Origin of the sequence: Actinomadura xylanilytica (assembly GCF_030283145.1) — a bacterium.
Classification (GTDB): domain Bacteria; phylum Actinomycetota; class Actinomycetes; order Streptosporangiales; family Streptosporangiaceae; genus Spirillospora; species Spirillospora xylanilytica.
The window spans coordinates 1,039,754-1,065,805 of the sequence record NZ_JASNWE010000004.1; the positions used below are offsets into that span (position 1 = coordinate 1,039,754).

General features: G+C 72.8%; 24 protein-coding genes. 10 read left to right on the forward strand and 14 right to left on the reverse strand.

The window, feature by feature from the left end; genetic code table 11:
• Window positions 1-63 precede the first annotated feature (63 nt).
• From QP090_RS28605 to QP090_RS28615, 3 genes are read left to right on the forward strand one after another with little or no spacing between them, the layout of a single operon-like run.
• Entirely contained in the window at window positions 64-516 is a 453-nt protein-coding gene (locus tag QP090_RS28605) for a gamma-glutamylcyclotransferase family protein (RefSeq protein WP_285942564.1), read from the forward strand.
• Window positions 517-558: 42 nt separating this feature from the next.
• Entirely contained in the window at window positions 559-1,359 is an 801-nt protein-coding gene (locus QP090_RS28610) for a purine-nucleoside phosphorylase (RefSeq protein ID WP_285942565.1), read from the forward strand.
• Window positions 1,360-1,385: 26 nt separating this feature from the next.
• Window positions 1,386-3,089 carry a phospho-sugar mutase gene (locus QP090_RS28615; RefSeq protein WP_285942821.1) on the forward strand — a complete coding sequence of 568 codons (1,704 nt, stop codon included), beginning with the start codon at window positions 1,386-1,388 and terminating at the stop codon, window positions 3,087-3,089.
• Window positions 3,090-3,124: 35 nt separating this feature from the next.
• Here QP090_RS28615 and QP090_RS28620 read toward each other — a convergent pair whose 3' ends face one another.
• Both QP090_RS28620 and QP090_RS28625 read right to left on the reverse strand, forming a co-directional pair.
• Window positions 3,125-3,817 carry a PH domain-containing protein gene (locus QP090_RS28620; RefSeq protein ID WP_285942566.1) on the reverse strand — a complete coding sequence of 231 codons (693 nt, stop codon included), beginning with the start codon at window positions 3,815-3,817 and terminating at the stop codon, window positions 3,125-3,127.
• A gap of 7 nt (window positions 3,818-3,824) precedes the next feature.
• A complete protein-coding gene (locus tag QP090_RS28625) occupies window positions 3,825-4,919 on the reverse strand; it encodes an adenosine deaminase (RefSeq protein WP_285942567.1) in 1,095 nt (364 codons plus the stop codon).
• Window positions 4,920-5,614: 695 nt separating this feature from the next.
• Between QP090_RS28625 and QP090_RS28630 the strand changes: the two genes are divergently transcribed.
• The 5 genes from QP090_RS28630 (at window position 5,615) to QP090_RS28650 (ending at window position 9,441) form a co-directional block, all read left to right on the forward strand.
• The gene (locus tag QP090_RS28630) at window positions 5,615-5,782 is read left to right on the forward strand and encodes a hypothetical protein (RefSeq protein WP_285942568.1); all 168 of its coding nucleotides are present in this window, start codon (window positions 5,615-5,617) and stop codon (window positions 5,780-5,782) included.
• A gap of 539 nt (window positions 5,783-6,321) precedes the next feature.
• On the forward strand, window positions 6,322-6,489 hold the full coding sequence (locus QP090_RS28635) for a hypothetical protein (RefSeq protein WP_285942569.1): 168 nt from the start codon (window positions 6,322-6,324) through the stop codon (window positions 6,487-6,489).
• 99 nt (window positions 6,490-6,588) lie between these two features.
• Window positions 6,589-7,128, forward strand: coding sequence for a peroxiredoxin family protein (locus QP090_RS28640; protein ID WP_285942570.1), 540 nt, complete (start codon window positions 6,589-6,591; stop codon window positions 7,126-7,128).
• A 4-nt stretch (window positions 7,129-7,132) separates the two neighbouring features.
• Window positions 7,133-8,965 carry an ABC transporter ATP-binding protein gene (locus QP090_RS28645; protein WP_285942571.1) on the forward strand — a complete coding sequence of 611 codons (1,833 nt, stop codon included), beginning with the start codon at window positions 7,133-7,135 and terminating at the stop codon, window positions 8,963-8,965.
• A complete protein-coding gene (locus QP090_RS28650) occupies window positions 8,962-9,441 on the forward strand; it encodes a S26 family signal peptidase (protein WP_285942572.1) in 480 nt (159 codons plus the stop codon). The genes QP090_RS28645 and QP090_RS28650 overlap by 4 nt, the downstream gene beginning before the upstream one ends.
• Before the next feature lie 11 nt (window positions 9,442-9,452).
• On the opposite strand, the gene QP090_RS28655 is transcribed toward QP090_RS28650, so the two are convergent.
• The 8 genes from QP090_RS28655 to QP090_RS28690 form a co-directional block, all read right to left on the reverse strand.
• Window positions 9,453-10,730 carry a thymidine phosphorylase gene (locus QP090_RS28655; protein ID WP_285942573.1) on the reverse strand — a complete coding sequence of 426 codons (1,278 nt, stop codon included), beginning with the start codon at window positions 10,728-10,730 and terminating at the stop codon, window positions 9,453-9,455.
• A gap of 15 nt (window positions 10,731-10,745) precedes the next feature.
• Window positions 10,746-11,156: a cytidine deaminase gene (locus tag QP090_RS28660; protein WP_285942574.1), complete on the reverse strand. Its 411-nt coding sequence runs from the start codon at window positions 11,154-11,156 to the stop codon at window positions 10,746-10,748.
• A 46-nt stretch (window positions 11,157-11,202) separates the two neighbouring features.
• Complete coding sequence (locus tag QP090_RS28665) at window positions 11,203-12,558, reverse strand: ABC transporter permease (RefSeq protein WP_285942575.1); 1,356 nt, start codon at window positions 12,556-12,558, stop codon at window positions 11,203-11,205.
• Window positions 12,555-13,955: an ABC transporter permease subunit gene (locus tag QP090_RS28670; RefSeq protein ID WP_285942576.1), complete on the reverse strand. Its 1,401-nt coding sequence runs from the start codon at window positions 13,953-13,955 to the stop codon at window positions 12,555-12,557. The genes QP090_RS28665 and QP090_RS28670 overlap by 4 nt, the downstream gene beginning before the upstream one ends.
• Window positions 13,952-15,466, reverse strand: a complete 1,515-nt coding sequence (locus QP090_RS28675) for an ABC transporter ATP-binding protein (protein ID WP_285942822.1) — start codon at window positions 15,464-15,466, stop codon at window positions 13,952-13,954. Before QP090_RS28675 ends, QP090_RS28670 begins: the two co-directional genes overlap by 4 nt.
• A 164-nt stretch (window positions 15,467-15,630) precedes the next feature.
• Window positions 15,631-16,689 carry a BMP family lipoprotein gene (locus QP090_RS28680; RefSeq protein ID WP_285942577.1) on the reverse strand — a complete coding sequence of 353 codons (1,059 nt, stop codon included), beginning with the start codon at window positions 16,687-16,689 and terminating at the stop codon, window positions 15,631-15,633.
• Between the two features lie 229 nt (window positions 16,690-16,918).
• Window positions 16,919-18,208, reverse strand: coding sequence for a M20 family metallopeptidase (locus QP090_RS28685; protein ID WP_285942823.1), 1,290 nt, complete (start codon window positions 18,206-18,208; stop codon window positions 16,919-16,921).
• Between the two features lie 112 nt (window positions 18,209-18,320).
• Complete coding sequence (locus QP090_RS28690) at window positions 18,321-19,487, reverse strand: glutamate--cysteine ligase (RefSeq protein WP_285942578.1); 1,167 nt, start codon at window positions 19,485-19,487, stop codon at window positions 18,321-18,323.
• 396 nt (window positions 19,488-19,883) lie between these two features.
• Between QP090_RS28690 and QP090_RS28695 the strand changes: the two genes are divergently transcribed.
• The gene (locus tag QP090_RS28695) at window positions 19,884-21,194 is read left to right on the forward strand and encodes a D-alanyl-D-alanine carboxypeptidase family protein (RefSeq protein ID WP_285942579.1); all 1,311 of its coding nucleotides are present in this window, start codon (window positions 19,884-19,886) and stop codon (window positions 21,192-21,194) included.
• 22 nt (window positions 21,195-21,216) lie between these two features.
• Here QP090_RS28695 and QP090_RS28700 read toward each other — a convergent pair whose 3' ends face one another.
• The 4 genes from QP090_RS28700 to QP090_RS28715 are packed head-to-tail and all read right to left on the reverse strand — an operon-like array spanning window position 21,217 to window position 24,985.
• Window positions 21,217-22,302: a YihY/virulence factor BrkB family protein gene (locus QP090_RS28700; RefSeq protein ID WP_285942580.1), complete on the reverse strand. Its 1,086-nt coding sequence runs from the start codon at window positions 22,300-22,302 to the stop codon at window positions 21,217-21,219.
• Window positions 22,303-22,362: 60 nt separating this feature from the next.
• Window positions 22,363-22,965, reverse strand: a complete 603-nt coding sequence (locus QP090_RS28705; protein WP_285942581.1) for a 2'-5' RNA ligase family protein — start codon at window positions 22,963-22,965, stop codon at window positions 22,363-22,365.
• Window positions 22,955-24,025, reverse strand: coding sequence for a tryptophan--tRNA ligase (gene trpS / locus QP090_RS28710; protein WP_285942824.1), 1,071 nt, complete (start codon window positions 24,023-24,025; stop codon window positions 22,955-22,957). Before trpS ends, QP090_RS28705 begins: the two co-directional genes overlap by 11 nt.
• Window positions 24,026-24,043: 18 nt before the next feature.
• Window positions 24,044-24,985 carry a hemolysin family protein gene (locus tag QP090_RS28715; RefSeq protein WP_285942582.1) on the reverse strand — a complete coding sequence of 314 codons (942 nt, stop codon included), beginning with the start codon at window positions 24,983-24,985 and terminating at the stop codon, window positions 24,044-24,046.
• Between the two features lie 103 nt (window positions 24,986-25,088).
• Between QP090_RS28715 and galE the strand changes: the two genes are divergently transcribed.
• Window positions 25,089-26,042, forward strand: a complete 954-nt coding sequence (gene galE / locus QP090_RS28720; protein ID WP_285942583.1) for a UDP-glucose 4-epimerase GalE — start codon at window positions 25,089-25,091, stop codon at window positions 26,040-26,042.
• Window positions 26,043-26,052 lie beyond the last annotated feature (10 nt).

Sequence of the window (26,052 nt, forward strand, 5' to 3'; positions counted from 1 at the left end):
GTCGAACGCCCACGTGGCCGGGGGTGCCCCGCGGACCCGCCACCTCGCGTACCCTTGGCGAACGTGGCACTGTACGCGGCGTACGCCTCCAACATGGACCCCGAGCAGATGTCGGCACGGGCTCCGCACTCGCCCATGCGCGGCACCGGCTGGCTGACCGGCTGGCGCCTCACCTTCGGCGGTCAGGACAAGAGTTTCGACGGCGCCCTGGCGACGGTGGTCGAGGACCGCTCCGAACAGGTCTTCGTCGTGATGTACGACGTTCCGTCCTGGGACGAGAAGGAGCTCGACGGCTGGGAGGGCGCGGCCCTCGGCGTCTACCGCAAGACCAGGGTGCGGGTGCAGACCCTCGACGGTGACGCGCTGTGCTGGATGTACGTGCTCGACGACTACGAGGGCGGCCTCCCGTCCGCCCGCTACCTGGGCATCGTCGCCGACGCGGCCGAGTCCGCCGGGGCCCCCGACGACTACGTCAAGGAACTGCGCACCCGCCCCTGCACCTCCATCGGCGGCTGAGCCCCCGCCCCGGGGGTTGATCACGGCGGTAGTGTCGGCGGCGTGAGCAATGACGCCTATGCCGCGGCGCGGGCGGCGGCCACCGAGCTGCGCGCCCGCACCTCCTTCGACTCCTTCGACGTCGCCCTGGTGATGGGCTCGGGCTGGCTCCCGGCCGCCGACGCGCTCGGCGCCCCAGTCGCCGAGCTGGCGGTGACCGACCTGCCGGGGTTCGCGCCACCGGCCGTCGAGGGCCATGCCGGACGGATCCGGGTCGTGGAGGTGGCCGGCCGCCGCGCCCTGGTCTTCCTCGGCCGCACCCACCTGTACGAGGGGCTCGGCGTCGACCCGGTGGTGCACGGCGTCCGCACGGCGCTGGCGGCCGGGGCGGGCACGGTCGTGCTGACCAACGCGGCGGGCGGGCTGCGGCCCGAGCACCAGCGCGTCGGCGACCCGGTGCTGATCTCCGACCACCTCAACCTGACCGGCGCCAACCCGCTGACCGGCGCCACCTTCCTCGACCTCACCGAGGCGTACTCGGCGCGGCTGCGCGCGCTCGCGAGGGCGGCCGACCCGACGCTGGCGGAGGGCGTGTACGCGGCGTTCCGCGGCCCGACCTTCGAGACCCCCGCCGAGATCAGGATGCTGCGCGGCCTCGGCGCCGACCTGATCGGCATGTCCACCGTGCTGGAGACGATCGCGGCGCGGGAGGGCGGCGCGGAGGTGCTCGGCGTCTCGCTGGTGACCAACGTCGCGGCCGGGCTGTCCGACGGGCTCCTCGACCACGAGGAGGTCCTGGCCGCCGGCCGGGCCGCCGCCGCCCGCATGGGCGGGCTGCTCGCCACCGTCCTCGCCGGTCTGTGATGGACGAGCCCGCGCGGGACGTGCCGATGGACGCCGCACCGGACGTGCCCGCGCAGGACGGCCTTCGCGAGGCCGCCGCGGCGTGGCTGGCGCAGGATCCCGATCCGGAGACCCGCGCCGAGTTGCGCGCCCTCCTGGACGCGGACGACGGCCCGGCGCTGGCCGGGCGGTTCGGCGCCCGGCTGGAGTTCGGCACGGCGGGCCTGCGCGGCGAGCTCGGAGCGGGCCCCAACCGGATGAACCGGGTGACGGTCATGCGCGCCGCCGCCGGCCTGGCCGCGCGGATCCGGCAGGACCACCCGGCGGGCGCCGCGGTGGCGATCGGGTACGACGCGCGGCACGGGTCGCGGCGGTTCGCGCTCGACACGGCGGCGGTGCTGACCGGGGCGGGCCTCGCCGCCCGGCTGTTCCCGCGGCCGGTGCCGACGCCCGTGCTGGCCCACTACGTGGGGGCCTCCGGCGCGGTGGTGGCGGGCGTGATGGTGACCGCCAGCCACAACCCGCCGCGCGACAACGGCTACAAGGTCTACTGGGGCGACGGCGCGCAGATCGTCCCGCCGCTCGACGCCGAGATCTCGGCGGCCATCGACGCGGTCGGCCGGGTGGACGGGCTGCCCCTCGGCACCGGCTGGGACCTCCTCGGCGATGCCGAGATCGACCGGTACCTCGACGCGGTGGCCGGGCTGCGGCTCGGCGCCGCCCGGGACGTGTCGGTGGCCTACACGCCGCTGCACGGCGTCGGCCGCGACGTGCTGCTGCGGGCGTTCGGGCGGGCCGGGTTCCGCGCCCCGGCGGTGGTGCCCGAGCAGGCCGAGCCCGACCCCGACTTCCCGACGGTGGCCTTCCCCAACCCCGAGGAGCCCGGGGCGATGGACCTGGTGCTCGGGCTGGCCGAGGCGGCGGGCGCCGACCTGGTGATCGCCAACGACCCGGACGCGGACCGCTGCGCGGTGGCGGTGCCCGGCCCGGACGGGTGGCGGACGCTGACCGGCGACGAGGTCGGCGGGCTGCTGGCCGAGCAGGTGCTGGCGCACACCGCCGGCGACGACCGGCTCATCGCCAGCACCATCGTCTCGTCGTCGCTGCCCGCCGCGATCGCCCGCGCGCACGGCGTGCGGTTCGCCGAGTCGCTGACCGGGTTCAAATGGATCATGAAGGCGGGCCGGCCCGGCGACCGGCTGGTCTTCGGGTACGAGGAGGCGCTCGGCTATAGCGTGGGCGACGACCGGGGCCTGCCGGTGCGCGACAAGGACGGCGTCGGCGCCGCGCTCGCCATCGCCGCGCTCGCCGCCACCGCCGCCCGCGACGGCCGGACGCTCGGGGACCTGCTCGACGACCAGGCCCGCCGGTACGGGCTGCACGCCACCTCGCAGCTCTCGTTCCGGGTCGCCGACCCGGCGCTCATCACCGGTGCGGTCGCCCGGCTGCGCGCGGACCCGCCCGCCGAGATCGCCGGACGCACCGTCGCGTCGTTCGACGACCTCGCCGAGGGCGCGGGCGGCCTGCCACCCACTGACGGGCTCCGGTTCCGGCTCGCCGCCGGGCCGTCCGGCGGGACCGCCCGGGTGGTGATCCGGCCGTCCGGCACCGAGCCCAAGCTCAAGTGCTACCTGGAAGTCGTCCTACCGGTCGGCGACGGTGACGGCGATATCGCGGCCGTGCGGGCGCGGGGGGCCGCCGAGCTGGACGCGCTGCGGACCGCACTGTCGGCCGCGCTCGGCCTCGGCTGACCGTCCCTCCGGGGTGCGCGGGGTGCGCGTGCGGGCTAGGCGAGCAGGCCCGCGATGATCACCGCGAGCAGCAGGAGCAGCGGCACGCCGAGGGCCACCGCCGCCGCGACCGACCAGGTCACCGAGCCCGTGGCCTCGGGCCGGGCCTCCGCGCCGCCGTCCACCGCCCCGGCCTCGGCCGTGGTCGGACCGGCCGCGCCGGACCTGCTCCGGGAGCGGCTGCGCTCCCTGATCTCGTCGAGCTGCCCGGCCGTGAAGTCGGCCGGGGTGCGGCCCTTGATCAGCGCGGCGGCGGACCGGTCGCCGGCGGGCCGCCTGGACTCGTCCCGCCGCGCCCGCGCCTCGGTCTTGGCCTGGGCGCGCGGCGAGGTCTGGAGCACCCAGGCACGGGTCTTCCGCTCGGCGCCGCCGGGGCCGGTGAACCGGACCGTCACCGCGGTGCCGCCCTCGACCTCGCGGACGGCGGGCCAGGGCGCCCGCGTGTCGCGCGCCGGGTTGCGGACGGTCACCCCCGCCTCGTCCGCGACGATCGCCGGGCGCAGCCCGACCACGTACGCGATGCCGCTGCCGAGCAGCAGGAGCGCGGCGATCGAGGCGGAGGTCAGGTTGTAGCGGGCCGAACCGGTGATGCCGATCGCCAGGTCCAGGAGGTTGAACGCGGCGAACGCCAGCCAGACGTACGCGCTGACGTGTGCGGCGGTGGAACGGACCGTGAGCTGCGGGGTCATCCCCCGATCATGCCAGGGGCCGGGTGCCGCGCCACTTGAGCTGTGCGAATCCCGGCTTGATCACGCCGTTGATCAGTTCGAGCCGCTCGGTGAAGCCGACGAACGCCGACTTCATCGCGTTCACCGTGAACCACTGGAGGTCGTCCCAGCCGTAGTCGAAGGCCTCGGTGAGCTCGGCGAACTCGCGCGACAGCGTGGTGCCGCCCATCAGCCGGTTGTCGGTGTTGACGGTGACCCGGAAGCTCAGCCGCCGCAGCAGCCCGATCGGGTGCTCGGCGATCGACTTGGCCGCACCCGTCTGGATGTTGGACGTCGGGCACATCTCCAGCGGGATCCGCTTGTCGCGCACGTAGGCGGCGAGCCGGCCGAGCACCGGGCCGTCGGCGCCGCCCTGGACGATGTCGTCGATGATGCGCACGCCGTGCCCGAGCCGGTCGGCCCCGCACCACTGGATCGCCTGCCAGATCGACGGGAGCCCGTAGCCCTCGCCCGCGTGGATGGTGAAGTGCGCGTTCTCCCGCTGGAGGTACTCGAACGCGTCCAGGTGCCGGGTGGGCGGGTAGCCGGCCTCGGCGCCCGCGATGTCGAACCCGGCCACGCCCGCGTCGCGGTACCGGACGGCCAGCTCGGCGATCTCCCCGCTGCGCGGCTGGTGCCGCATCGCGGTGAGCAGCGCGCCGACCCGGATCCCGTGGTCGCGCCCGCCCTTGGCGAAGCCCTCCAGGACGGCCTCGACGACCTGGTCGAGCGGCAGCCCGGTGCGGGTGTGCTGCTCGGGCGCGTACCGGACCTCGGCGTAGACGACGCCGTCCTCGGCGAGGTCCTCGGCGCACTCGTAGGCGACGCGGGTGAGCGCCTCCTTGGTCTGCATGACCCCGACGGTGTGCGAGAACGTCTCCAGGTAGCGCTCCAGGGAGCCCGAGTTCGCCGCCTCGGCGAACCAGGTCCGCAGGTTGTCGGGGTCGGTGGTGGGCAGCGCGTCGTACCCGCCCTCCCGCGCCAGGTCCACGATCGTGCCGGCCCGGACGCCCCCGTCCAGATGGTCGTGGAGCAGGACCTTCGGGGCGCGGCGGATGTCGTCGAGGGACGGGCGCTCGTTCATCCTCAGAATCTACCCCCGAAACCCGCCCTGTTCTTCGGCAACTTCCGCCAACCGGAGCAGGACGCGGAGCGCCGGTCCGGCGTGCCGGAGCGGTGACGATCACCGCAGGGCCCGCGACCCGAAGTGATCACCGCGATGGGAGATCTCCCGGCCCGAAGACGTTTAATCCCCGGTCGGGGCACTTCGCGACGGCGGCCACTCCATTCAGCCTTCCATTAAGATCGGGACAGTGCCGGCCTTTTCTCTCCCGCACCCGCCGCCAAGAAGCATGCGGGGGACGACCTGGAGCCAATATTTAAGTAACGCGGCGACCGTGGTTGAGTAACCGGAGAAGCGGCTTGAGTCAGAGCCGACTTTCCGCAACCTCAACGCTCTGACCTCACCGAAGGTGATCCGACAACCGCAGCCGGAGATCATCGCAGCTCCCTCCCGGGACGAGGACCGAGACGAACCGTCAGAGTTGATCCAGCTCGCGGATATTCGCACCAAGATCCTACAAACGGTCATGTTGCCATTATTTAGGTCTTGCCGCTTTCCCTGGGACCCGTGTACTACTTGGTCCCGTGCCCGCCAGGGCAGCAATTCCACCGAGGCAAGAAGTGGTGGCGCGGGCCCTAGAGCTTCGCGCCATATCCGGTCGCCGACCACCGATATCCCCCAGCCCTTCTTGCCGAAGACGCCAAAAAGGGAGCGTCATGAACCGTCTGATCGATCGCCTGCTGGACCGGCTCGCCCCCCGGGAGGACGCGTCCGCCTGTAGCACCAACTACTTCTGCGACGCGGCCGGCCACCCGGGCTACTGGTACCGCTTCTGCTGCCTGGACAGCGGCTGCGAGTGGACCAAGATCCGCAACTCCTGCTGATCCGGTCGTAGGAACGCCGCCGGGCGGTGGCGTCACGCCACCGCCCGGCGCGCGCACCGGCGCCGGCCGCGGCACCGCCGCCCCGCATGTCCGCGAGGACCGACTCCCGTTGCCCGCCAATGGCGGCAGTGCGGTAATGAGTAGCGCGATCGTGGTGATTGAGTCATCGACGGCGCCGCTTGAGTCGATGCCGATACACCCCCTCAACTTCAGTGCCCCCACCTGACGCAACGCGTTCTCTTGACTGCATTCAGAGATCATCACCGCGCGATTCCGGGTGCCCGGCCTGCACAAACCAGCGACAAGTGATCTTCCTCACGGGTGTCCGTCAACAAGATCCTACAAACGGTCACGTTGCCATTAATTAGGTCTTGCCGTTTTCCCCGCGTCCCGTGTACTACTTGGTCCCAGCCCGCCACTGCGGCGAATGAGCCGGAGCAAGGAAGGGGTAGCGGCACTCGAACTTCGTGGCATATCCGGTCGCCGACCTGCGATATCGCCCTCGTCCTTCCTGTCGAAGCTGCCAAAAGGGAGAAGTCATGAACCGCCTCATCGACCGAATGATCGACCGGATCGCCCCCCGGGAGACCGCGTCCGCATGCAGCGGCACCTACTTCTGCGACGCGGCCGGCCACAAGGGCTACTGGTACCGCTACTGCTGCCCGGACAGCGGCTGCACCTGGAGCAAGGTCCGCAACTCCTGCTGATCCGGTCGTAGGAACGCCGCCGGGCGGCGGCATCACGCCGCCCGGCGCGCACGGCGCCGGCCGCGCCGCCGCCGATCTGTTCGTGAGGACTGACTCCTGATGCCCTACCTTGTGGCCGCCGTGGTACTACTCGGCGTGCTGTGCCTGCTGAACCTGCTGCTCACGCTCGGGGTCCTGCGCCGGTTGAGGGAGCAGGCGGGGAGCGGTCACGCATCGCTGTTCGCGCTCGGACCGGGCTCGACCATCGGGGACTTCACCGCCCTGACGACCGATGACGAGCCGGTGTCCCGCGACACCCTGATGGGCGTCGTCGCGTTCTTCTCCGCCGCCTGCGACTCCTGCCACGAGTTGCTGCCCCGGTTCGTCGAGCACGCTCGCGGGCAGGGCCGCGAGAACGTGCTGGCGATCGTCGGCGGCGACGACCCCGAGACCGTGCGGGCGCTGACCCCGGTCGCCCGGGTCGTCCAGGCCGAGTTCGACGGCGGGCCGGTGGCGCGCGCGTTCCAGAACACCCTGACCCCGGCGCTGTACCTCGTCGGCGAGGGCGGCCTCGTCGCCGCCACCGGCCACCGGGTCGAGGACATGCCGCAGCCGCCGCCGCGCCGGTCCTCGCGCGAGCCGGTCGCGGGCAAGGGCTGAGCGAGTGAGCCGCACCCCGAAGGGGGAACCGGGCCTCGGCCTGCGGGACATGCGGGCCGCCGGCGCGGCGGCCGTCGCGCTCATCTGGCGGTCGGCCCCCGGCGGCGTGGCCGCGTTCCTGATCATGACGCTGGCGGGGGCCGCCGCGCCGATCGTGACCGCATGGCTGACCAAGCTGGTGATCGACCGCCTGACGACCCCGCACGGGGAGGTCGGCGGGCTGGCGCTCGGGCTGGTCGCCGCGGGGCTGGTCGCCGCGGGGCTGCCGGGCATGGTCCAGTACCTGCGGGCGCAGATGGGCCGGTCCGCCGGCCTGACCGCGACCGAGGGACTGTTCCAGGCCGCCGAGCGCCAGGTGGGCCTGCGCAACTTCGAGGATCCGGGATTCCAGGACCGGCTCCGGCTGGCCCAGGACAGCATCACCCGCATCGCCGAGATCGTGGACGGCATCGGCAGCGGGCTCGGCGGGATACTGTCCCTGGTCGGGTTCATCGGGTCGCTCCTCGTCCTCAGCCCGGCCATGACCGCCATGGTGCTCGCCGCCGCCGTCCCCGCGCTGGTCGCGGAGATCCTGCTCTCCCGGCGCCGGGCGGCCATGGAGTGGAGCATCGAGCAGTACTACCGCCGCGAGTTCTTCTACGGCCAGCTCCTCACCGGGACGGCGCCCGCCACCGAGATCCGGCTGTTCGGGATCGGCGCGTTCCTGCGCGCCCGGATGATGGCCGAGCGGCGCAGCGTCAACGCGGCCACCCAGCGGATGGACCTCCGGGAGCTGCGCACCCAGGGCGGGCTGACCGTGCTGAGCGCGGCGGTGGCGGGGGCCGGGCTGTGGTGGGCGATCACGGCGGCGCGGCACGGCCGGCTCAGCATCGGCGATGTGTCCATGTTCCTCGCGGCCGTCCTCGGCGTGCAGGCCGCCCTGTCGACGCTCACCACGGCGATCGCCGGCGGGCAGGCGCGGCTGCTGTCCTTCACCCACTACCTCGCCGTCGTCCGCGCCGAACCCGACCTTCCCAGCGCGATCGAGGGCGACGCGCCGCCGCTGCGGGACGCCATCGAGCTGCGGGACGTGTGGTTCCGCTACAGCGACGACCACCCCTGGGTCCTGCGCGGGGTGGACCTGACGATCCCGCGCGGGCACGCGGTCGCGCTCGTCGGCCTGAACGGGGCCGGGAAGAGCACCCTCGTCAAGCTGCTGTGCCGGATGTACGACCCGACCCGCGGACAGATCCGCTGGGACGGCGTCGACCTGCGCGACATCCCGCCGGCACTGCTGCGCGAGCGGATCAGCGCCGTGTTCCAGGACCACATGAACTACGACATGACGGCCGGCGAGAACATCTCCCTCGGCGACCTGGGCGCGATCGGCGACCAGCGGCGGCTCACCGCGGCGGCCGTCCGTGCGGGCATCCACGACAAGCTCACCGGGCTGCCCCGGGGCTACGACACCCCGCTCACCCGCATGTTCGTGATGGGGGACGACAAGGACGACCCGGTGACCGGCGTCGTCCTGTCCGGCGGGCAGTGGCAGCGGCTCGCGCTGGCCCGCGCGTTCGTCCGGGAGGGCCGGGACCTGATGATCCTGGACGAGCCCAGCTCCGGCCTCGACCCCGAGGCCGAGCACGAGATCCACACCCGGATGCGGGAGCACCGCGAGGGCCGCACCAGCCTGCTGATCTCGCACCGGCTCAGCGCCGTCCGCGACGCCGACCACATCGCGGTACTGAAGGAGGGCCGGATCATCGAGCAGGGAACGCACGACTCCCTGCTCGAGACCGGCGGCAGCTACGCCGGGCTGTTCCGGCTCCAGGCATCCGGATACCAGGAGGTCCCGTGACCACCGCCCTGCCGGTCGCCGGAGCGGCGGCGGCGCTCGGCCTGCTGGCACTGTCGATCCGCCTCCGCCTCATCGTCACGACCGTCGACGGCGACAGCATGGAGCCGACGCTGCGGTCCGGCGACCGCGTGCTGGTCCGCCGGACCAAGCGGGTCCGCTCCGGAGACGTCGTCCTCGTCCGGTTCCCCGACCTGCCGAACGAGCGGCGGCCCGTGGCCGACCGCCAGCTCCTCCTCAAGCGGGCGACGGCCGTGCAGGGCGACCGGGTGCCCGCGGGCTGGGCGGACCCGGACGTCGCGGGGCTGGCCGGCATGACGGTGCCGCCCGGTTCCGTGGTGGTGCTGGGCGACAACCGTCCGACGAGCTGGGACTCCCGGCACTACGGCTTCGTGCCCCGCGAGCGGATCGTCGGCGTCATGGTCCGGCACCTGTCCGCCGCGCCGTCCCCCGAACCCGAGCCCGCTCGCTCCCGCTGAGCTCAGGGCGGTCAGGCGATGCGGTCGATGATCAGGGGATGGAGGTCCGGGGTGCCGGATTCGGTGATCTCGAACGCGCCGTCCAGTGACTCCAGGGCCCGGTCGAAGCGGGACGGCTCGTCGGCGTGCAGGGTCAGCAGCGGCTGGCCCTCGGTGACGGTGTCACCGGGCTTGGCGTGGCAGATGATGCCGGCACCGAACGACACCGGGTCCTCCTTGCGGGCGCGGCCGGCACCGAGCCGCCACGCGGCCACGCCGACGCCGTAGGCGTCCAGCCGGGTGAGGACTCCCGAGGACGGCGCGGTCACCTCGTGCGCCTCGTTCGCGACCGGGAGCGCGGCGTCGGGGTCGCCGCCCTGCGCGGAGATCATCCGGCGCCAGACGTCCATCGCCGAACCGTCCTGGAGCGCGTCGGCGGGGTCCTTGCCGTCCGCCAGGCCGGCCGCGGCGAGCATCTCGCGGGCCAGCGCCACGGTCAGCTCGACCACGTCGGACGGGCCCGCGCCGGCCAGCACCTCGACCGACTCGGCCACCTCGACCGCGTTGCCGACCGCGCGGCCGAGGGGACGGTCCATCGCGGTGAGCAGCGCGACGGTGCGCAGCCCGTGGTCGGTGCCGATGCCGACCATCGTCTCGGCCAGCTCGCGCGCGTCCGCGACCGTCTTCATGAACGCGCCGGAGCCGACCTTGACGTCCAGCACCAGCGCCCCGGTGCCCTCGGCGATCTTCTTGGACATGATCGAGGACGCGATCAGCGGGATCGACTCGACCGTCCCGGTCACATCGCGCAGCGCGTACAGCTTGCGGTCGGCCGGGGCCAGGCCGCCGCCCGCCGCGCACACCACCGCGCCGGTGCCGGTCAGCACGTCCAGCATCTCGCCGGTGCTCAGCGACGCCCGCCAGCCCGGGATCGACTCCAGCTTGTCGAGCGTCCCGCCGGTGTGCCCGAGGCCCCGCCCCGACAGCTGCGGGACGGCCGCGCCGCACGCGGCCACCACCGGCGCCAGCGGCAGCGTGATCTTGTCGCCGACGCCGCCGGTGGAGTGCTTGTCGGTGGTCGGGCGGTCCAGCGCCGACCAGTCCATCCGCTCGCCCGAACGGATCATCGCGTCCGTCCAGCGGGACACCTCGGCCCGGGTCATCCCGTTCAGCAGGATCGCCATGGCCAGCGCCGCCATCTGCTCCTCGGCGATCGCCCCCCGGGTGTAGGCGTCGACCGCCCAGTCGATCTGCTCACCGGTCAGCCCGGTCCGGTCGCGCTTGGCGCGGATGACGTCGATGGCGTCCACAGCTCTCCTCACCTCTCAGCGGCGCAGCAGGTCGTCCGGGCCGAACGCGTCCGGCAGGACCTCGGTCATCGGCAGCACGCCGCGCACGGTCTCCAGCAGCAGCGCCGCGCCGCCCTGCTCCCACAGGAGCTGCCGGCAGCGCCCGCACGGCATCAGCGGGTCGCCGTTCCGGTCGACGACCGCGACCGCGACCAGCTGCGGCGCCGCGGTCGCCTTCCCCTCGCCGTGCAGCGCCGACACCAGGCTGCACTCGGCGCACAGGCCGACGCCGTACGAGGCGTTCTCCACGTTGCATCCGGTGATGGTCCGGCCGTCGTCCACCAGCGCCGCGGCGCCGACGGGGAAGCCGGAGTACGGCGCGTACGCCCGCCCCATCGCCGCCCGCGCCGCCGCGCGCAGCGCCGGCCAATCGATCTGTTCGGTCATGTCCCCATGATCTCCCGCGTCCGGCCCGTCCCGGGCCATCGCCCGATCAGCGCGACTCGCCGCGCCGGTACTGGATCCCGTTGGCGGCCGGCATCCGCAGCCGCTGGCTGGCGAGCGCCAGCACCAGCAGCGTGGTCAGGTGCGGGGTGAACGACACCAGCTCGCCGGGCACCACGTCGCTGCTCAGGAACCACGCCAGCAACGCGGCGGCGAACACCACCGACAGCGCGCCGCCGACGAACGCGTTGCGGACCGCGCGGCGCTCCACGTCGGTGGTCACCAGCGGGCGCATCCGGTTGCCCCGGACGAGCTGCCAGATCGCGACGGCGACCAGCAGGACGGTCACGAACAGCAGCAGCGCGTGCACCGCCTGGCCTCCGCCGCGCACGTTCATCGCGTCGGTGTAACCGAACAGCAGCGATCCGGCGGCGAGCCCGCCCGGACGCCAGTTACCGAAGATCATCGCGGCCAGGCCGATGAAGCCGCGTCCGCCGGTCTGCCCGTCCTGGTACAGCGGGGCGGCGACCGTGACCAGGAACGCCCCGGCCAGCCCGGAGAACGCACCGGAGATCGTCACCGCCAGATACTTCATCCGATAGACCGGCACGCCCAGCGACTCGGCCGCGTACGGGTCCTCGCCGCACGACCGGATCCGCAGCCCGAACGCGGTGCGCCACAGCACGAAGAAGGTCAGCGGGACCAGCAGCAGCGCGACCAGCGTCAGCAGCGACATCCCGCTGGTCAGCCCGCGCAGCACGCCCGCCAGGTCCGACGCCAGGAACCAGTGGTGCCGCTCGACCGAGCCGAGCCAGTCCGGGCTCCGCCACCCGAAGATCTCGCCGCCGGACAGCACCGGCAGCGTCAGCGTGCTGATCGGATCGACCGGCGGGGACTGCCGCGGCCCGCCGCCCAGCGCCTTCGCCGCACCGGTGTCGAAGATCAGCCCGGCCAGGAACTGGGTCAGCCCGAGACCGAGGATGTTGATCGCGACACCGGAGACGATGTGGTCGACGCCGAACGACACGGTCGCGACGGCGTGCAGCAGCCCGCCGAGCGCGCCACCGGCGATCCCGGCGGCCACCCCGGCCCACGGGCCCCACTGGTAGCCGGCCCAGGCGCCCGACCAGGTCCCGAGGATCATCATGCCCTCGAGGCCGATGTTGATGACGCCCGACCGCTCCGCCCACAGCCCGCCCAGCCCGGCCAGGAAGATCGGCACCGCGAGCCGCAGCGTCGCGCCGACCGTCCCGCTGGACGTCACGTCGTTCGCGTCATCGATCAGCCGGACCAGCGACAGCAGCACCAGCAGCGCCGCCGCGATCAGCAGGTGGTGCGGCCAGCGGAGCCGGCGGCCCGTGGTCAGCGCCTTGGCCTTGCCCGCGGCCGTGGTGACCGTGCTCATCCCGCCTCCCGTGCCAGGTCGTGTCCGGTGGCCAGCTCGACCGCCACGGCCCGCTGCTGGAGCCGGATCTCCCAGCGCCGCACCAGCTCGTAGACGATGACGACGGTCAGTACGACCACGCCCTGCATCACCCCGACGATCTCCTTGGGCACATCGACCTCCTGGAGCACGTCGGAGGTCTGGTCGAGGAAGGCGAACAGCAGCGCCGCCAGCGCGATGCCCACCGGATGGTTGCGGCCGAGCAGCGCCACCGTGATGCCGGTGAAGCCGAGCCCGGCCGGGAAGTTCAGCGAGTACTCGTGCGAGGCGCCGAGCAGCTCGGGCATCCCGATCAGCCCGGCCACCGCGCCGGACGCCACCATCGTGACGACCACCATCCGGCGCGCGCTGACCCCGCTGGCCTGCGCCGCCGTCGGCGACAGCCCCGACACCCTCATGTCGAACCCGAACCGGGTGTGGTTGATCACCACCCAGAACACCACGCCGACCACGATCGCCAGCGGCAGCAGCCCGTACAGCCGGCCGGGCAGGTCGAGCCCCACCGCCGACAGCACCCCGTTCAGGTCGCCGACCTGGCCGGACTTGGGGATCGGCGGGGTCGCCACGTTGTTGCTGCCCGGCCGCACCTCGGCCAGCCGCTTGTCGTTCAGCAGGTAGGCGATCAGCCCGGTCGCGATCGCGTTCAGCATGATCGTGGACAGCACCTCGCTGACCCCGCGGGTGACCTTCAGTACGCCCGCGATCGCGGCCCACAGCCCGCCGACCAGCATCGCCGCCACGATCACCAGGAGCTGGCCGAACGGGGCGGGCAGCGTCAGCGCGCCGCCGAGCGCCGCCGACAGCATCGCCGCCAGCCGGTACTGCCCGTCCACGCCGATGTTGAGCAGCGCCATCCGGAACCCGATCGCGACCGCGACCGCCGACAGGTAGTACCGCGTCGCCCGGTTGACGATGTCGACCAGGGAGTTCTCGGTGGTGCCGAAGCTGACCATGCTCTGGATCGAGCTGACCGGGTCGGCGCCGGTGACCCGCAGCAGCAGCATCGTGATGGCCAGGGAGATCAGCAGCGCCAGCACCGGCGCGCCGATCTTCAGGCCGAGCCCGCGCGGCCCGAGCCCCTGGAGCACCGCCTTCCACGCCGGCACCTCGGCGGGCCCGGACGGATCGCCGGGCTCGGCCGGGTCGGTCTCGCCGGGCTCCGGCCCGCGCGGCGCGGGCACGCCGGGCCCGGCCTCGCCCAGGTCGGGCACAGCGTCCTTCGCGACACCGGAGTCCTTCGCGACACCGGAGTCCTTCGCGACGCCGGAGTCCTTCGACGCGGCGGGGCCCGCCGTGTCGCCCGGCTCCCGCTCGTCCCTCGGGTCCTTCTCGTCCCGGGGTTCCTTCGGGTCGCTCATGGGGTGTCTCCCGCGCCGGTCATGGCGGAGCCGAGCTGCTCGGGGGTGACCGTCCCCGGGTCGACCTCCGCGACCAGCCGCCCGCGCAGGATCACGTGCAGGGTGTCGGACATACCGATGAGTTCCTCAAGATCGGCGCTGATCAGCAGCACGGCCAGCCCGCTCGCGCGGGCCAGCCGCAGGTACTCCCAGATGGCGGCCTGGGCGCCCACGTCGATGCCGCGGGTGGGATGGGCGGCGATCAGCAGCCGCGGGTCGCCGGACATCTCCCGGCCCACGATGAGCTTCTGCTGGTTGCCGCCCGACAGCGCCGCGGCCGGCACCTCGATCCCGGGGGTGCGCACGTCGTAGTCGCGGACGATCCGGGTGGTGTCGCGCCGCGCGCCGCGCCGGTCGACCCACGGGCCGCGCACGTTCGGCCGCTGGGTCTGGTGGCCCAGCATCCGGTTCTCCCAGAGGCTGCCCTCCAGCACCAGCCCGTGCCGGTGCCGGTCCTCGGGGATGTAGGCGATCCCGGCCTCGCGGCGGCGCCGGGTCGTCCAGCCGGTGATGTCGTGCTCGCCATAGGTGATCGTCCCGGCGTCCGCGCCGCGGATCCCCATGATCGCCTCGATCAGCTCGCTCTGCCCGTTGCCCTCGACCCCGGCCAGACCGACGATCTCGCCGCGCCGGATGCGCAGCGACACCCCGTCCACGACCGGACGGCCCTCGGCGGTCAGCACGCTCAGGCCGCCGATGTCGAGCTGCACGTCGTCGGTCACGGTGGACTCGCGCAGCTCCGGCTTGGGCAGCTCGGAGCCGACCATCAGCTCGGCCAGCCGTCCCGAGGTGATCTGCCCCGGGTCCAGCCGGGTGGCGACGGTGGTGCCGCGCCTGATCACCGAGATGGTGTCGGCGACCGACAGCACCTCGTCGAGCTTGTGCGAGATGAATAGCACGGTGAGGCCTTCGGCGCGCAGCTCCCGCAGGTTGCCGAACAGCTCGTCGACCTCCTGCGGGACGAGCACCGCGGTGGGCTCGTCCAGGATCAGCACCCGGGCGCCGCGGAACAGCACCTTGAGGATCTCGACCCGCTGCCGGTCGCCGACGCCGAGCGTCTCGACCAGCACGTCGGGGTCGACGCGCAGCCCGTACGCCTCCGACATCTCGCGGATCCTCGCGCGGGCGGCGGCGAAGTCGATCCGGAACCCGCGCCGCGGCTCGGCGCCGAGGATCACGTTCTCCAGCACCGTCAGGTTGTCGGCCAGCTTGAAGTGCTGGTGCACCATCCCGATCCCGCGCGCGATCGCGTCGGCGGGGGTGCGGAGCACCGCCTTGGCGCCGTCGATCTCGATGGTGCCCTCGTCCGGCCGCTGCATCCCGTAAAGGATCTTCATCAGGGTGGACTTGCCGGCACCGTTCTCCCCGCACAGCGCGTGCACCTCGCCGCGCTCGATGGTGAGGTCGACGTCGTGGTTGGCCACCACGCCGGGAAACCGCTTGGTGATCGATGTCAGCCGGACGGCCGGCATCTGCTCAGGCACGTGTGGCCCCTCCCGCTTCGGACTACCCGCTGCCCCGCTGTCTCGGAGTACCGCGCTCCCGGCCGACCGGCCGACCGGCCCGCCTCCCGACGGCCGGTCCGGGGCGCCGCCGTCGCCACGGCGGCGCCCCGGTCACGCAGTACGGCGCGAGGTCAGGACCCGGTCGGAACCTCGATCTTGCCGGCCACGATCCCGGCCTTCAGCTCGTCCAGCTTGGCCTTGATGTCGTCGATCTTGCCGCCCGACACCGAGTAGCCGACGCCGTCGTTGGCCAGGTCGTACTTCTTGGTGCCGGCCTTGAAGGTGCCGTTCCCGACGCCCTCGACGAAGTCGAGCACCGACGAGTCGACCCGCTTCACCATGGAGGTGAGGATCTGCTCCTTCACGCCCTGCACGGCCGGCAGGTTGTACTGGTCGGAGTCGACGCCGATGGCCCACTTCTTGGCCCCGCCGACGGTGTTGATGACGCCGATGCCGGCGCCGCCCGCGGCGTGGAAGATCACGTCGGCGCCGCCGTCGAGCTGGCCCTTGGCCGCCTCGGTGCCGAGCGCCGGGTTCTTGAACCCGTCGAAGTTCGGCGGCTGGGTCAGGTACTTGGCCGGCAGGATCTTGATGCCCGGCTTGGCCTTCTTGGCGCCCGCCTCGTACCCGGCCTGGAACCGCTGGATCAGCGGCACGTTCACGCCGCCGATGAAGCCGATCGTGCCGGTCTTGGACTTCAGCGCGGCGGCGGCGCCGACCAGGTAGGAGCCCTGCGCCTCGGCGAAGCACGCGCCGAGCACGTTCGGGCCCTCGACCTTGCACTGGTCGGCGTCCACGACCAGGAACTTGGTGTCCGGGAAGTCCTTGGCGACCTTGATCACCGAGGCGGTGTAGGCGAATCCCACCCCGATGATCATCTTGTAGCCCTCGTTGGCCATCAGGCGCAGCCGCGACTCCTTGTCGGCGTCCGGCTCGTCGGGCTTGGCGGAGATCTCCTTGGTCTGGACGTTCAGGTCCTTCTTGGCCTTGTCGAGCCCGGCCGCCGCCGAGTCGTTGAACGACTGGTCGCCACGACCGCCGATGTCGAAGGCCAGCCCCACCTTGACGGTCTTCTTGCCGTCCGCGCCGCCGCCGTCGTCAGCGGCCTTCTTGCCACCGCAGCCGGAGGCGCTGAGCACCAGCGCTGCGCCCGTCACACCGACGAGCGAGATCTTCAGTCCACGGCGCAAGAGAGCGCTCCTTCCGGTCCCACCTGAACGGGCATAGCGGCCCATGGCGGGCCACTGAAATCGATGGGACGTTATCTCGGGAACGGCAGGAAACACCCCAGGGTGCACCGTTTCGCAACGCGTCCGTTACCAATGCGTACGCTTATCGCCACAGGTCAGCGTGTGAAGCGTCACCGCATGTGATCGATCTCGGGTGGGCGGCCGGCCCCGGCGGGGCGGACGGCGCGGATCAGGCGAGGGCGGCGCCCTCCATCGGCTCGGGCTCGGCCGGACGGCCGCCGTCCCACAGCGCGGTGAGCGCCGTGGCGGTCAGCACCCGGATGCCGACCCCGACGCACCGCTCGTCGACGTCGAAGTCGCCGCGGTGCAGGTCGTACTCGGCGGGCGATCCGGGCGTGCGCACACCGAGCCGGGCCAGCGCCCCCGGGATCGACTCCAGGTACCAGCCGAAGTCCTCACCACCGAGGCTCTGCGGGGTCGGGACCACGCCCTCCTCACCGATGACCTGCGTCGCGGCGTCGCGGAACATCTGCACGCTCGCGGGGTCGTTCACCGTGGGCGGCACCCCCCGGACGTACTCCAGCGTCGCCTCCACGTCGTAGGCGGCGGCGACCGACTGGAGCAGCGACTTCATCATGTCCGGCGCGCGGTGCCACGCCTCGTCGTCGAGGCAGCGCACCGTCCCCTCGGCGATGCCGTCGTCGGGGATGGCGTTGGCGACCGACCCGGCCGACACCCGCCCCCACACCAGCGACAGGCTGGAGCGCGGGTCGACCCGCCGGGACAGCGCCGAGGGCAGCTCGGTGACGATCTTGGCGAGCGCGTAGACCAGGTCGGCGGTCAGGTGCGGCCGGGCGGTGTGCCCGCCGGGCCCGGTCACCTTCACGTACACCTTGTCGCAGGCCGCGGTGATCGGCCCGCTGCGCAGGCCGAGCCGCCCCACCTCGTTGCGCGGGTCGCAGTGCAGCGCGAACGCGCGGTCGACGCCGGCGATGCCGCCGGCCGCGATCACGTCCAGTGCGCCGCCCGGGGTCTCCTCGGCGGGCTGGAACAGCAGCCGCACCCGGCCCGGGAGCAGCCCCGCCGCCGCCTGCTGCGCCAGGAACAGCCCGGCGCCCAGCACCATCACGGTGTGCACGTCGTGCCCGCAGGCGTGCGCCACGCCCGGCACCGTCGAGCGGTACGGGACGTTCTCCTTCTCGTCCTGCAACGGCAGTGCGTCGATGTCGGCACGCAGCGCGATGGTCGGCCCCTCCTCGGGACCGACGTCGCAGAACAGGCCGGTGCCGCGCGGCAGCACCCGCGGCCGGAGGCCGGCCGCGGTGAGCCGCTCGACGACCAGCCGCGTGGTGCGGTGCTCGGCGTACCCCAGCTCCGGATGCCGGTGCAGGTCGCGGCGGAACGCGATCAGCTCGTCCTCGTGCCGGCGCAGGAACGCGTCGAGCTGCGGCTGAAGCGCCGCGCCCCGCTCGTCCCGCCGCGCCGATGCCGGGGCGGCCGGTCGGTCGAGTCCGGGCATCACCCCGGGCCCCTGATATGTCATGTGCGCCCCCTGCGCGATGGCGGGGCCGGACGGCGCCCGCCGGATGGTCTGCCCTCTGGTGTTGTCGCCGGGCGGGCCGGCCGGCTTCTCAGGGTCCGGCATGGGCGACCTCCCCCAGCGTGACGAATCTGTCCTGTGCGAGCTCGGCGACGGCGGCGTCGACCACGTTCTCCAGCGTCCCGCCCTCGGCGCGGATCGCGCGCTGGCGTTCGTACGGCGCCCCGTGCGCGAGCACCTCGCTCGCGACCTTGAGCTCCTCGGCGCAGCCGAGCCGGTCGGCCACCGGCTCCAGCTCCCGGATCAGCTCGTAGAGATCGTCGCGGAGCGGGGCGGTGCTGCCGGTGTCGTCGGTGATGACGGTGGCGTCGAGCCCGTACCTGGTGGCGCGCCACTTGTTGTCGCGGACCACCCAGGCGGCCGGCCGCGGCAGCGTGTAGCCGCGGTCGAGCTGCTGGTCGAACAGCGTGACGAGGCTCTGGCAGAGCGCGGCGGCCATGCCCACCTCGCGCAGCGTGGGAATGCCGTCGAACATCCTGATCTCGATGGTGCCGAAGTCGGGATGCGGGCGGATGTCCCACCAGACCTCCTTGATGGTGCGGATGGTTCCCGCACGCATCAGGGTGGCCATGTAATCCTCGAAGGCCGCCCAGTCGTCCAACGAGTGGGGAGGTCCGGCCGTCGGGAGCTGACCGAAGACGACGGCCCGGCTGGAGGCCAGCCCGGTGTCGGCGCCGCTCCAGAACGGGCTCGACGCGGTCAGCGCGAGGAAGTGCGGGAGGTAGGCCGACAGGGCGTTGACGATCGGGATCGCCTTGGCCACGTCGGTGATGCCCACGTGCACGTGCACGCCGAACGTCTGGATGCGGCGGGCCAGCCACTGCATCTGCTCGATCAGGTCGGCGTAGCGCTGCACCGGCGCCATCACCGCGTCGCGCCAGTCGCTGATGGGGTGGGTGCCCATGCAGGCCAGCGTGATGTCGCGCTCGGCGGCGGCGGTCCGCAGCGCGCCGAGCGTGCCGGCCAGGTCGCGCTTGGCCTCGCCCACGGTGTGACTGATATCGGTCACCACCTCGACCGTCGACTCCATCAGCTCATGCCGGACCTTGGCGAACCCGGCGCCCTCGGTGAGCGCGGGCAGCGACGCGAGCACCTCGCGCGCGTCCTGCCGCAGGTGCCTGGTGCCGGTGTCGACGAGCTGGATCTCCCACTCGACGCCCAGCGTCGCCCCGCGGGATGCGTTGAAGTCAATGGCCACGGCCAACCTCCGTCCACAATCCTTGCAGGTCGTTGCGTGGCACGTGGCGCGATTCGGCCAGCCGGTCACCAAGCCTGGACGAACGCCGATCCAGGGTCACGTAGCCCCCATGATGACTCCCCGCGCAGGCCGCCTGCCGGGCTCCTCTGCCCTTTGCGGATCATTTGACCCGTACGGGCGGGGGACGAACGCGTCCGGCCCCACCTTTCGGTCAGGGTTCACCCCGGCGGCCCCCCTCAAACAGACTAGTCAGTCCGTCCAAAATTCTCCCCAATAACGGAGGGTGAGACCCGCCGTTCACCCCTTACGCACCGTGAGTCCCGTCCGTCCCATGCGTCGCCGTCTTTCGCCGGGGGTACCTGTTCTCCGGATACGTCGCCTAGTCTTCGGAAGGTCATGAGCACCGTTCGCCGCGCCTCCGCCGCGCTCTCCGTGCCGCTGGTCGCGGCTTCCCTGGTCACCCCCGCCGGGACGGCCCATGCCGCCGCATCCCAGGCCGCCGGACCGCGCGCCGCCGGCAGCGGGGCGCAGAACGCGCCGCCCACCGACCCGGTCGGCGGCCCGCAGCTCGGCGGCAGGGGGATGGTCGTCAACCAGGAGCCGGGCGTCCCCGCCCCGCCCAAGATCAAGGCCGCGTCCTACCTCATCTCCGACGGCGACACCGGCCAGGTGCTCGCGGCCAAGGACCCGCACGGCCGCTACCTCTCGGCGAGCACGCTGAAGACCCTCACCGCGCTGACCCTGGTCCCCAAGCTGGACGCCGGGCGGCTCGTCCGGCCCTCCCAGAAGGCGTGCGACGTCGAGGGCACCAAGGTCGGGCTGACCCCCAAGATGCAGTACAAGGTCTCCGACCTGTTCCACGCGCTGATGATGATGTCGGCCAACGACGCGGCGGTGGCGCTGGCCGAGGCCGACGGCGGCATGAAGAAGACCCTGGCCGACATGAACGCCGAGGCCGGGCGGCTGAACGCGCACGACACCCTGGCCGGCTCGCCCGACGGGCTCGACAAGGACCGCGGGCTGAACATCCGCACCCAGCACACCTCGTCCTACGACCTGGCGCTGATCCTGCGGGAGGGCATGAAGAACCCTGAGTACCGCAAGTACGTGCAGGCCATCGACTTCTTCTTCCCGGCGCCGCCGACCAAGAAGCAGCGCAAGAAGGGCAAGAAGACCGGCGGCTACCCGATCCACACCCACAACCGGATGCTGGCCGGGCAGGCGCAGGAGTACGACGGCATGCTCGGCGGCAAGAACGGCTACACGGTCACCGCCGGGCAGACCTACGTGGCCGCCGCCAAACGCGGCGAGCACACGATCATCATCTCGCTGATGCGCGCCGACAAGCCGCCGTCCGCGTACGCCGCCAAGCTGCTCGACTGGGGGTTCGCGGCGCGCGGCAAGGTCAAGCCGGTCGGCACGCTGGTCCCGCCCGGCGACAACGCGAACGGCACCGACACCGGCAAGGCCGGGAACGACCGGTCCAACAGCCTGCTGCCCACCAACCCGCTGACTCCGGACGACTCCATCCGGGGCTGGGCGCTGCTGGGCGGCGGCGCGGTGGGGGCCGTCCTCGGCGTGGGGGCCCTGTTCCTGGTGCTGCGACGGCGCCGGCGCGGCGGCTACGTCGCCCCGGCCGGCGCGGCGGCGGGGCGGGCACCCCGTCCGCCCGCCGACGCCTCGCCCGACAACCCGTACGACCAGTAGAGCTGGAGGAGGGTAGGGCCGGTCAGCCGGTGCGGCCGGCCGGTTCCGTCGGTCCCGTGACCCGCGAGGCCCCGCCCTGACCGCCTTCGCCCGCGACGCCCGCATCGGCAGGGCCGGCGACGATCCCCGGCCCAGACTCGGTATCCGGCTCGGACTCAGCCGCGGGCTCGGTCGCAGGCTCGGTCGCGGCGTCGGCGTCGGCCTTCAGGACGACCCGGCGGGTCGCCGTCCAGGCCGCGGCGAACAGCAGGAACCGCGACACGAAGTTGATCCACACCATCAGCCCGACCAGCACCGCGAACGAGGCGTACACGGGGTTCCGCGTCGTCTGGGCGAGCAGCAGCGTCGCGCTCTGCTTCAGGATCTCGAACCCGACCGCGCCGAACAGCGCGCCCCTGGCGATCCGCCGCCACGGCGCGCGGGTGCCCGACAGCCGGGAGAACAGGAACAGGAAGATCACCGTGTTGACGCCGACCGCCAGCGCCAGGGACAGCAGCCGCAGCCCGGTCCCCGCGCCGGGGACCGAGCCGAGCCCCACCTGGTCGAGCACGGCATGGCTGGTCGAGGTGGCGACCGTCGTCACCGCCATGCCGAGCACGAGCGCCGCGCCGAGGAAGGCCAGCACCGCGGCGTCCCAGAGCTTCTTCACGAGGAAGTTGCCGTCTCCGTTGGGCTCGTTGCCCCAGATGTCGCGCAGCGACTCGCGCAGCACCTGCACCCAGCCGAGCCCGGTGAACAGCAGCGCGGCCAGGCCGACCAGGCCGACGGTGGCCTTGGACTTGGCGATCTCCTGCACCTGGAGCTGGTCGGACAGGCCCGGCAGCAGCGAGTTGACCGCCCGGACGAAGTAGTCGCGGGCCTCGTCGCTCACCCCGACCAGGTAGCCGAGCAGCGAGTACGCCAGCGCCAGCAGCGGGAAGAAGGACAGGAACCCGTACGAGGTGAGCGCGGCGGCCAGGCGGTCGCCGCGCCGTTCCTGGTAGCGCCCGTACGCGCGGCCGAGATGGTCGAGCCAGCCCCAGCGGGCCCGCGCCGCGCGCAGCAGGCGCTTGGCCGCCTCGGTCAGCGCGCCCACCCGGCGCCGGCCCTCGTTGATCACCTGAGGCATGTACGCAACGTACCCAGGCGAACGCACTCGATGCGGCGCGGGGCGGCCGGACGGGCGCCGTTACGCGCCCGGCGCGGCACCGAACACGAAGTCGCGCTGGGGGCGCCACACCCCGTCGCGGCCGTGCTCGTACAGGGAGAAGCCCCACACCTCGAAGTCGGCCCGGTACCCGGCGAGCTCCTTGAACGCCCGGTCCATGACCTCCTCGGGGAGGTGGTGGGCGATCGTCACGTGCGGGTGGTAGGGGAAGGTCGGCTCCCGCACGAGCGGCCCCGACGCCACCCGCGCCTGGAGTTGCTCGCAGCCGCCGATCCCGTCGGCCAGCGCGACGAACACCACCGGCGAGACGGGACGGAACGTGCCGGTGCCGCGCAGCCTGATCCAGAACGCCCGCTCGGTGCGGGCGATCCGGACCAGGTGGTCCTCGATCCCGGCCATCGCCGCGCCGTCCACCGTCGTCGGGGGCAGCAGCGTGATGTGGGTCGGGATCGCGGTCGCGAGCGGGTCGCCGAACGACTCGCGGCGGCGCTGGAGCCGCCGGCCGTACGGCTCGGGGATCGGGATCGCCACCCCGATCGTGCGGGCGCCGTCCCGCGCCGGTACCGCCGGGTCGCGGGCGCCGTCGCCCGGGGCCGGCTCCGGGGCCGCCCGGTCAGCGGCCACGTCCCACGAATCCCACCCGGTCGCGCACGATCTCCATCGTCCGCGCGGCGACCTGCGAGGCGCGGTCCGCGCCCTGGGCCAGGAGCCGGTCGAGCTCCTGCTCGTCGGCCAGCAGCTTGTGCGTGCGCTCCCGGATCGGCGTGAACGTGTCGAGCACGACCTGGGCGAGGTCCTTCTTGAACTGGCCGTAGCCGGTGCCCGCGTAGCGGCCCTCCAGATCGGCGACCGGGGTGCCCTCCAGCGCGGAGAAGATGCGCAACAGGTTGGTGACGCCGGCCTTGTTCTCCTCGTCGTAGCGGACGTCGGTGCCGGTGTCGGTGACCGCGCGCATGATCTTCTTGCGCATCGGCCCCGGGTCCTCCAGCACGTCCACGATGCCCTGCGGGGACGAGGCCGACTTGCTCATCTTGGCGGTCGGGTCCTGGAGATCGGTGATCTTGGCGGCGCCGGCCGGGATGTGCGCCTCGGGCACCACGAAGGTGTCGCCGAACCGGTGGTTGAACCGCTGCGCGAGGGTGCGGGTCAGCTCCAGGTGCTGCCGCTGGTCCTCGCCGACCGGGACCCGGAGGTCGCGCTCGCCCTCCCCCGGCTCGGGCGAGTAGAGCAGGATGTCGGCGGCCTGGAGCACCGGATAGGTGAACAGGCCCACGGTCGTGCCCGACGTGCCCTGCTTAGCCGACTTGTCCTTGAACTGGGTCATCCGGCCCGCCTCGCCGAACCCGGTGAGGCTGCCCAGCACCCACGCCAGCTCGGCGTGCTCGGGCACGTGGCTCTGGAGGAAGAGGGTCGAACGGTCCTGGTCGAGCCCCATCGCCAGCAGCTGCGCCGCCGACACCCGGGACCGGACCCGCAGCGCGGCCGGGTCGTAGGCGACGGTGATCGCGTGCATGTCGACCACGCAGTAGAACGCCTCGTGCGTGTCCTGCATGGCGATCCACTGCCGCAGCGCGCCCAGGTAGTTGCCGAGATGGAACGAGCCGGCGGTCGGCTGGATGCCGGAGAACACGCGCGGGGTCGCGGTGCCGCTGGCGGGGCTGCTGGGGCTGGACGCTTCGGACATGTGCACAGACCGATTCTCTCAGGCCTCATTCGAGGCGGTGTCGCCGGTGGAGGTGGCGGACGTGGAGGTGGCGGACGCCGCGAGCGGCACCACCACCGCCTGCGGCGTGACGCGCACGCGGGCCACCCGCCGGCCGTCCATCCGGGCGACCGCGAGGCGGCGGCCCGCGGCCTCCACCGAGTCGCCCTCGGCGGGGACCTGCCCGAGCGCCGCCATGATGTGGCCGGCGACCGTCTCGTAGGGCCCGGCGGGCAGCCGGATGCCGGTCTCGGCGGCGAAGTCGTCCAGATTGAGCAGGCCGTCGACCTCGACCACCCCACCGTGCAGGCGCCGCGCCTGCGCGTCCTGCACATCATATTCATCCCGGATGTCGCCGATCAGTTCCTCCAGGAGGTCCTCCAGCGTGACGATCCCCGCGGTGCCGCCGTACTCGTCCAGGACGACCGCCAGGTGGCAGCGCTCCCTGCGCATCTCCGACAGCACCGGCAGCACCCGCTGCGACGGCGGCAGGAACTTCACCGGCCGCACCAGCTTCCCGACCGGGGCGGCCCGGTCGGGGACCTCGGGAACCAGCAGGTCGCGGATGTGCACGAACCCGATGACCTCGTCGTGGGAGTCCCGGCACACCGGGAACCGGGAGTGCGGGCTGCCCGCGGCGATCCGGGCGGCGGCGGCCAGCGGGAGCGCCGCGTCCAGGAACACCACCTCCGTGCGCGGCACCAGGACCTCGCGCAGCGGACGCTCCCCCGCCGCGAACACCTCCTCGATCAGCGCCCGCTCGTCCGCGGGGAGCGCGGTGGTCTCGGCGACCAGCGCCCGCATCCGCTCGGCGGTGAGCTCCTCGCGCAGCGCGCGCGGATCGCCCCCGGCGAGCCGCACCACGAGGTCGGTCGACCGTGACAGCAGCCATACCAGCGGGCGGGCGGCCCGCCGGGGCGCCCCGCGCGACATCCGGTCCATGGGTTCACCCTTCCCCGCTCACCGTTCCGGATAGCCTGGGGCGTCCGGCGGCACGATCGGTCGTTTCCGGCATTGCACCGTTCCATGATTCTGGAGGTCGTTCGTGAAACTGCTCGTCACCGGAGGCGCCGGCTACATCGGCAGTGTCGTCACGGCCCAGCTCCTGGAGGCCGGGCACCGGGTGGTCGTGCTCGACGACCTCACCACCGGGCACGAGGACGCGGTCCCCGCCGGCGCGCGGCTGGTGCGCGGCACCCTGCGGGACGAGGCGTTCGACGTCCTGGACGGCGGCGGCTTCGACGCGGTGCTGCACTTCGCGGCCAAGTCCCTGGTCGGCGAGTCGGTCGAGAAGCCCGGCCTGTACTGGGACAAGAACCTCGGCGAGTCGCTGGCCCTGCTCGACGCGATGAGCCGCGCGGGCGTGGCCCGCATCGTGTTCTCCTCGACCGCGGCGACCTACGGCGAGCCCGAGTCCGCCCCGATCCCGGAGACGGCCCCGACCCGGCCCACCAACCCCTACGGCGCGTCCAAGCTGGCGATCGACACCGCGCTCGCCGAGTACGCCCGGCTGCACGGCGTCGGCGGGGTCTCGCTGCGCTACTTCAACGTCGCGGGCGCGCGCGGGGCGCAGGGCGAGCGGCACACCGTGGAGACCCACCTGATCCCCAACGTGCTCAAGGTCGCGCTCGGCGAGCGCGAGTCGGTGCAGATGTTCGGCGAGGACTACCCGACGCCCGACGGCACCTGCCTGCGCGACTACATCCACGTCGTCGACCTCGGCGACGCGCACCGGCTCGCGCTGGAGGCGTGCACGCCCGGCACCCACCAGATCTTCAACCTCGGCAGCGGCCGGGGCTACTCGGTCCGCGAGGTGATCGAGGTCTGCCGCGAGGTGACCGGCCACCCGATCCCGGCGTCGGTGAGCCCGCGCCGGCCCGGCGACCCGGCGGTGCTGGTGGCCTCGTCCGACAAGATCAGGACGGAGCTCGGCTGGAAGCCCGAGCTCGACCTGCGGGCGATGGTCTCCGACGCCTGGACCTTCATCCGGTCCCGCTGACCGGGCACCG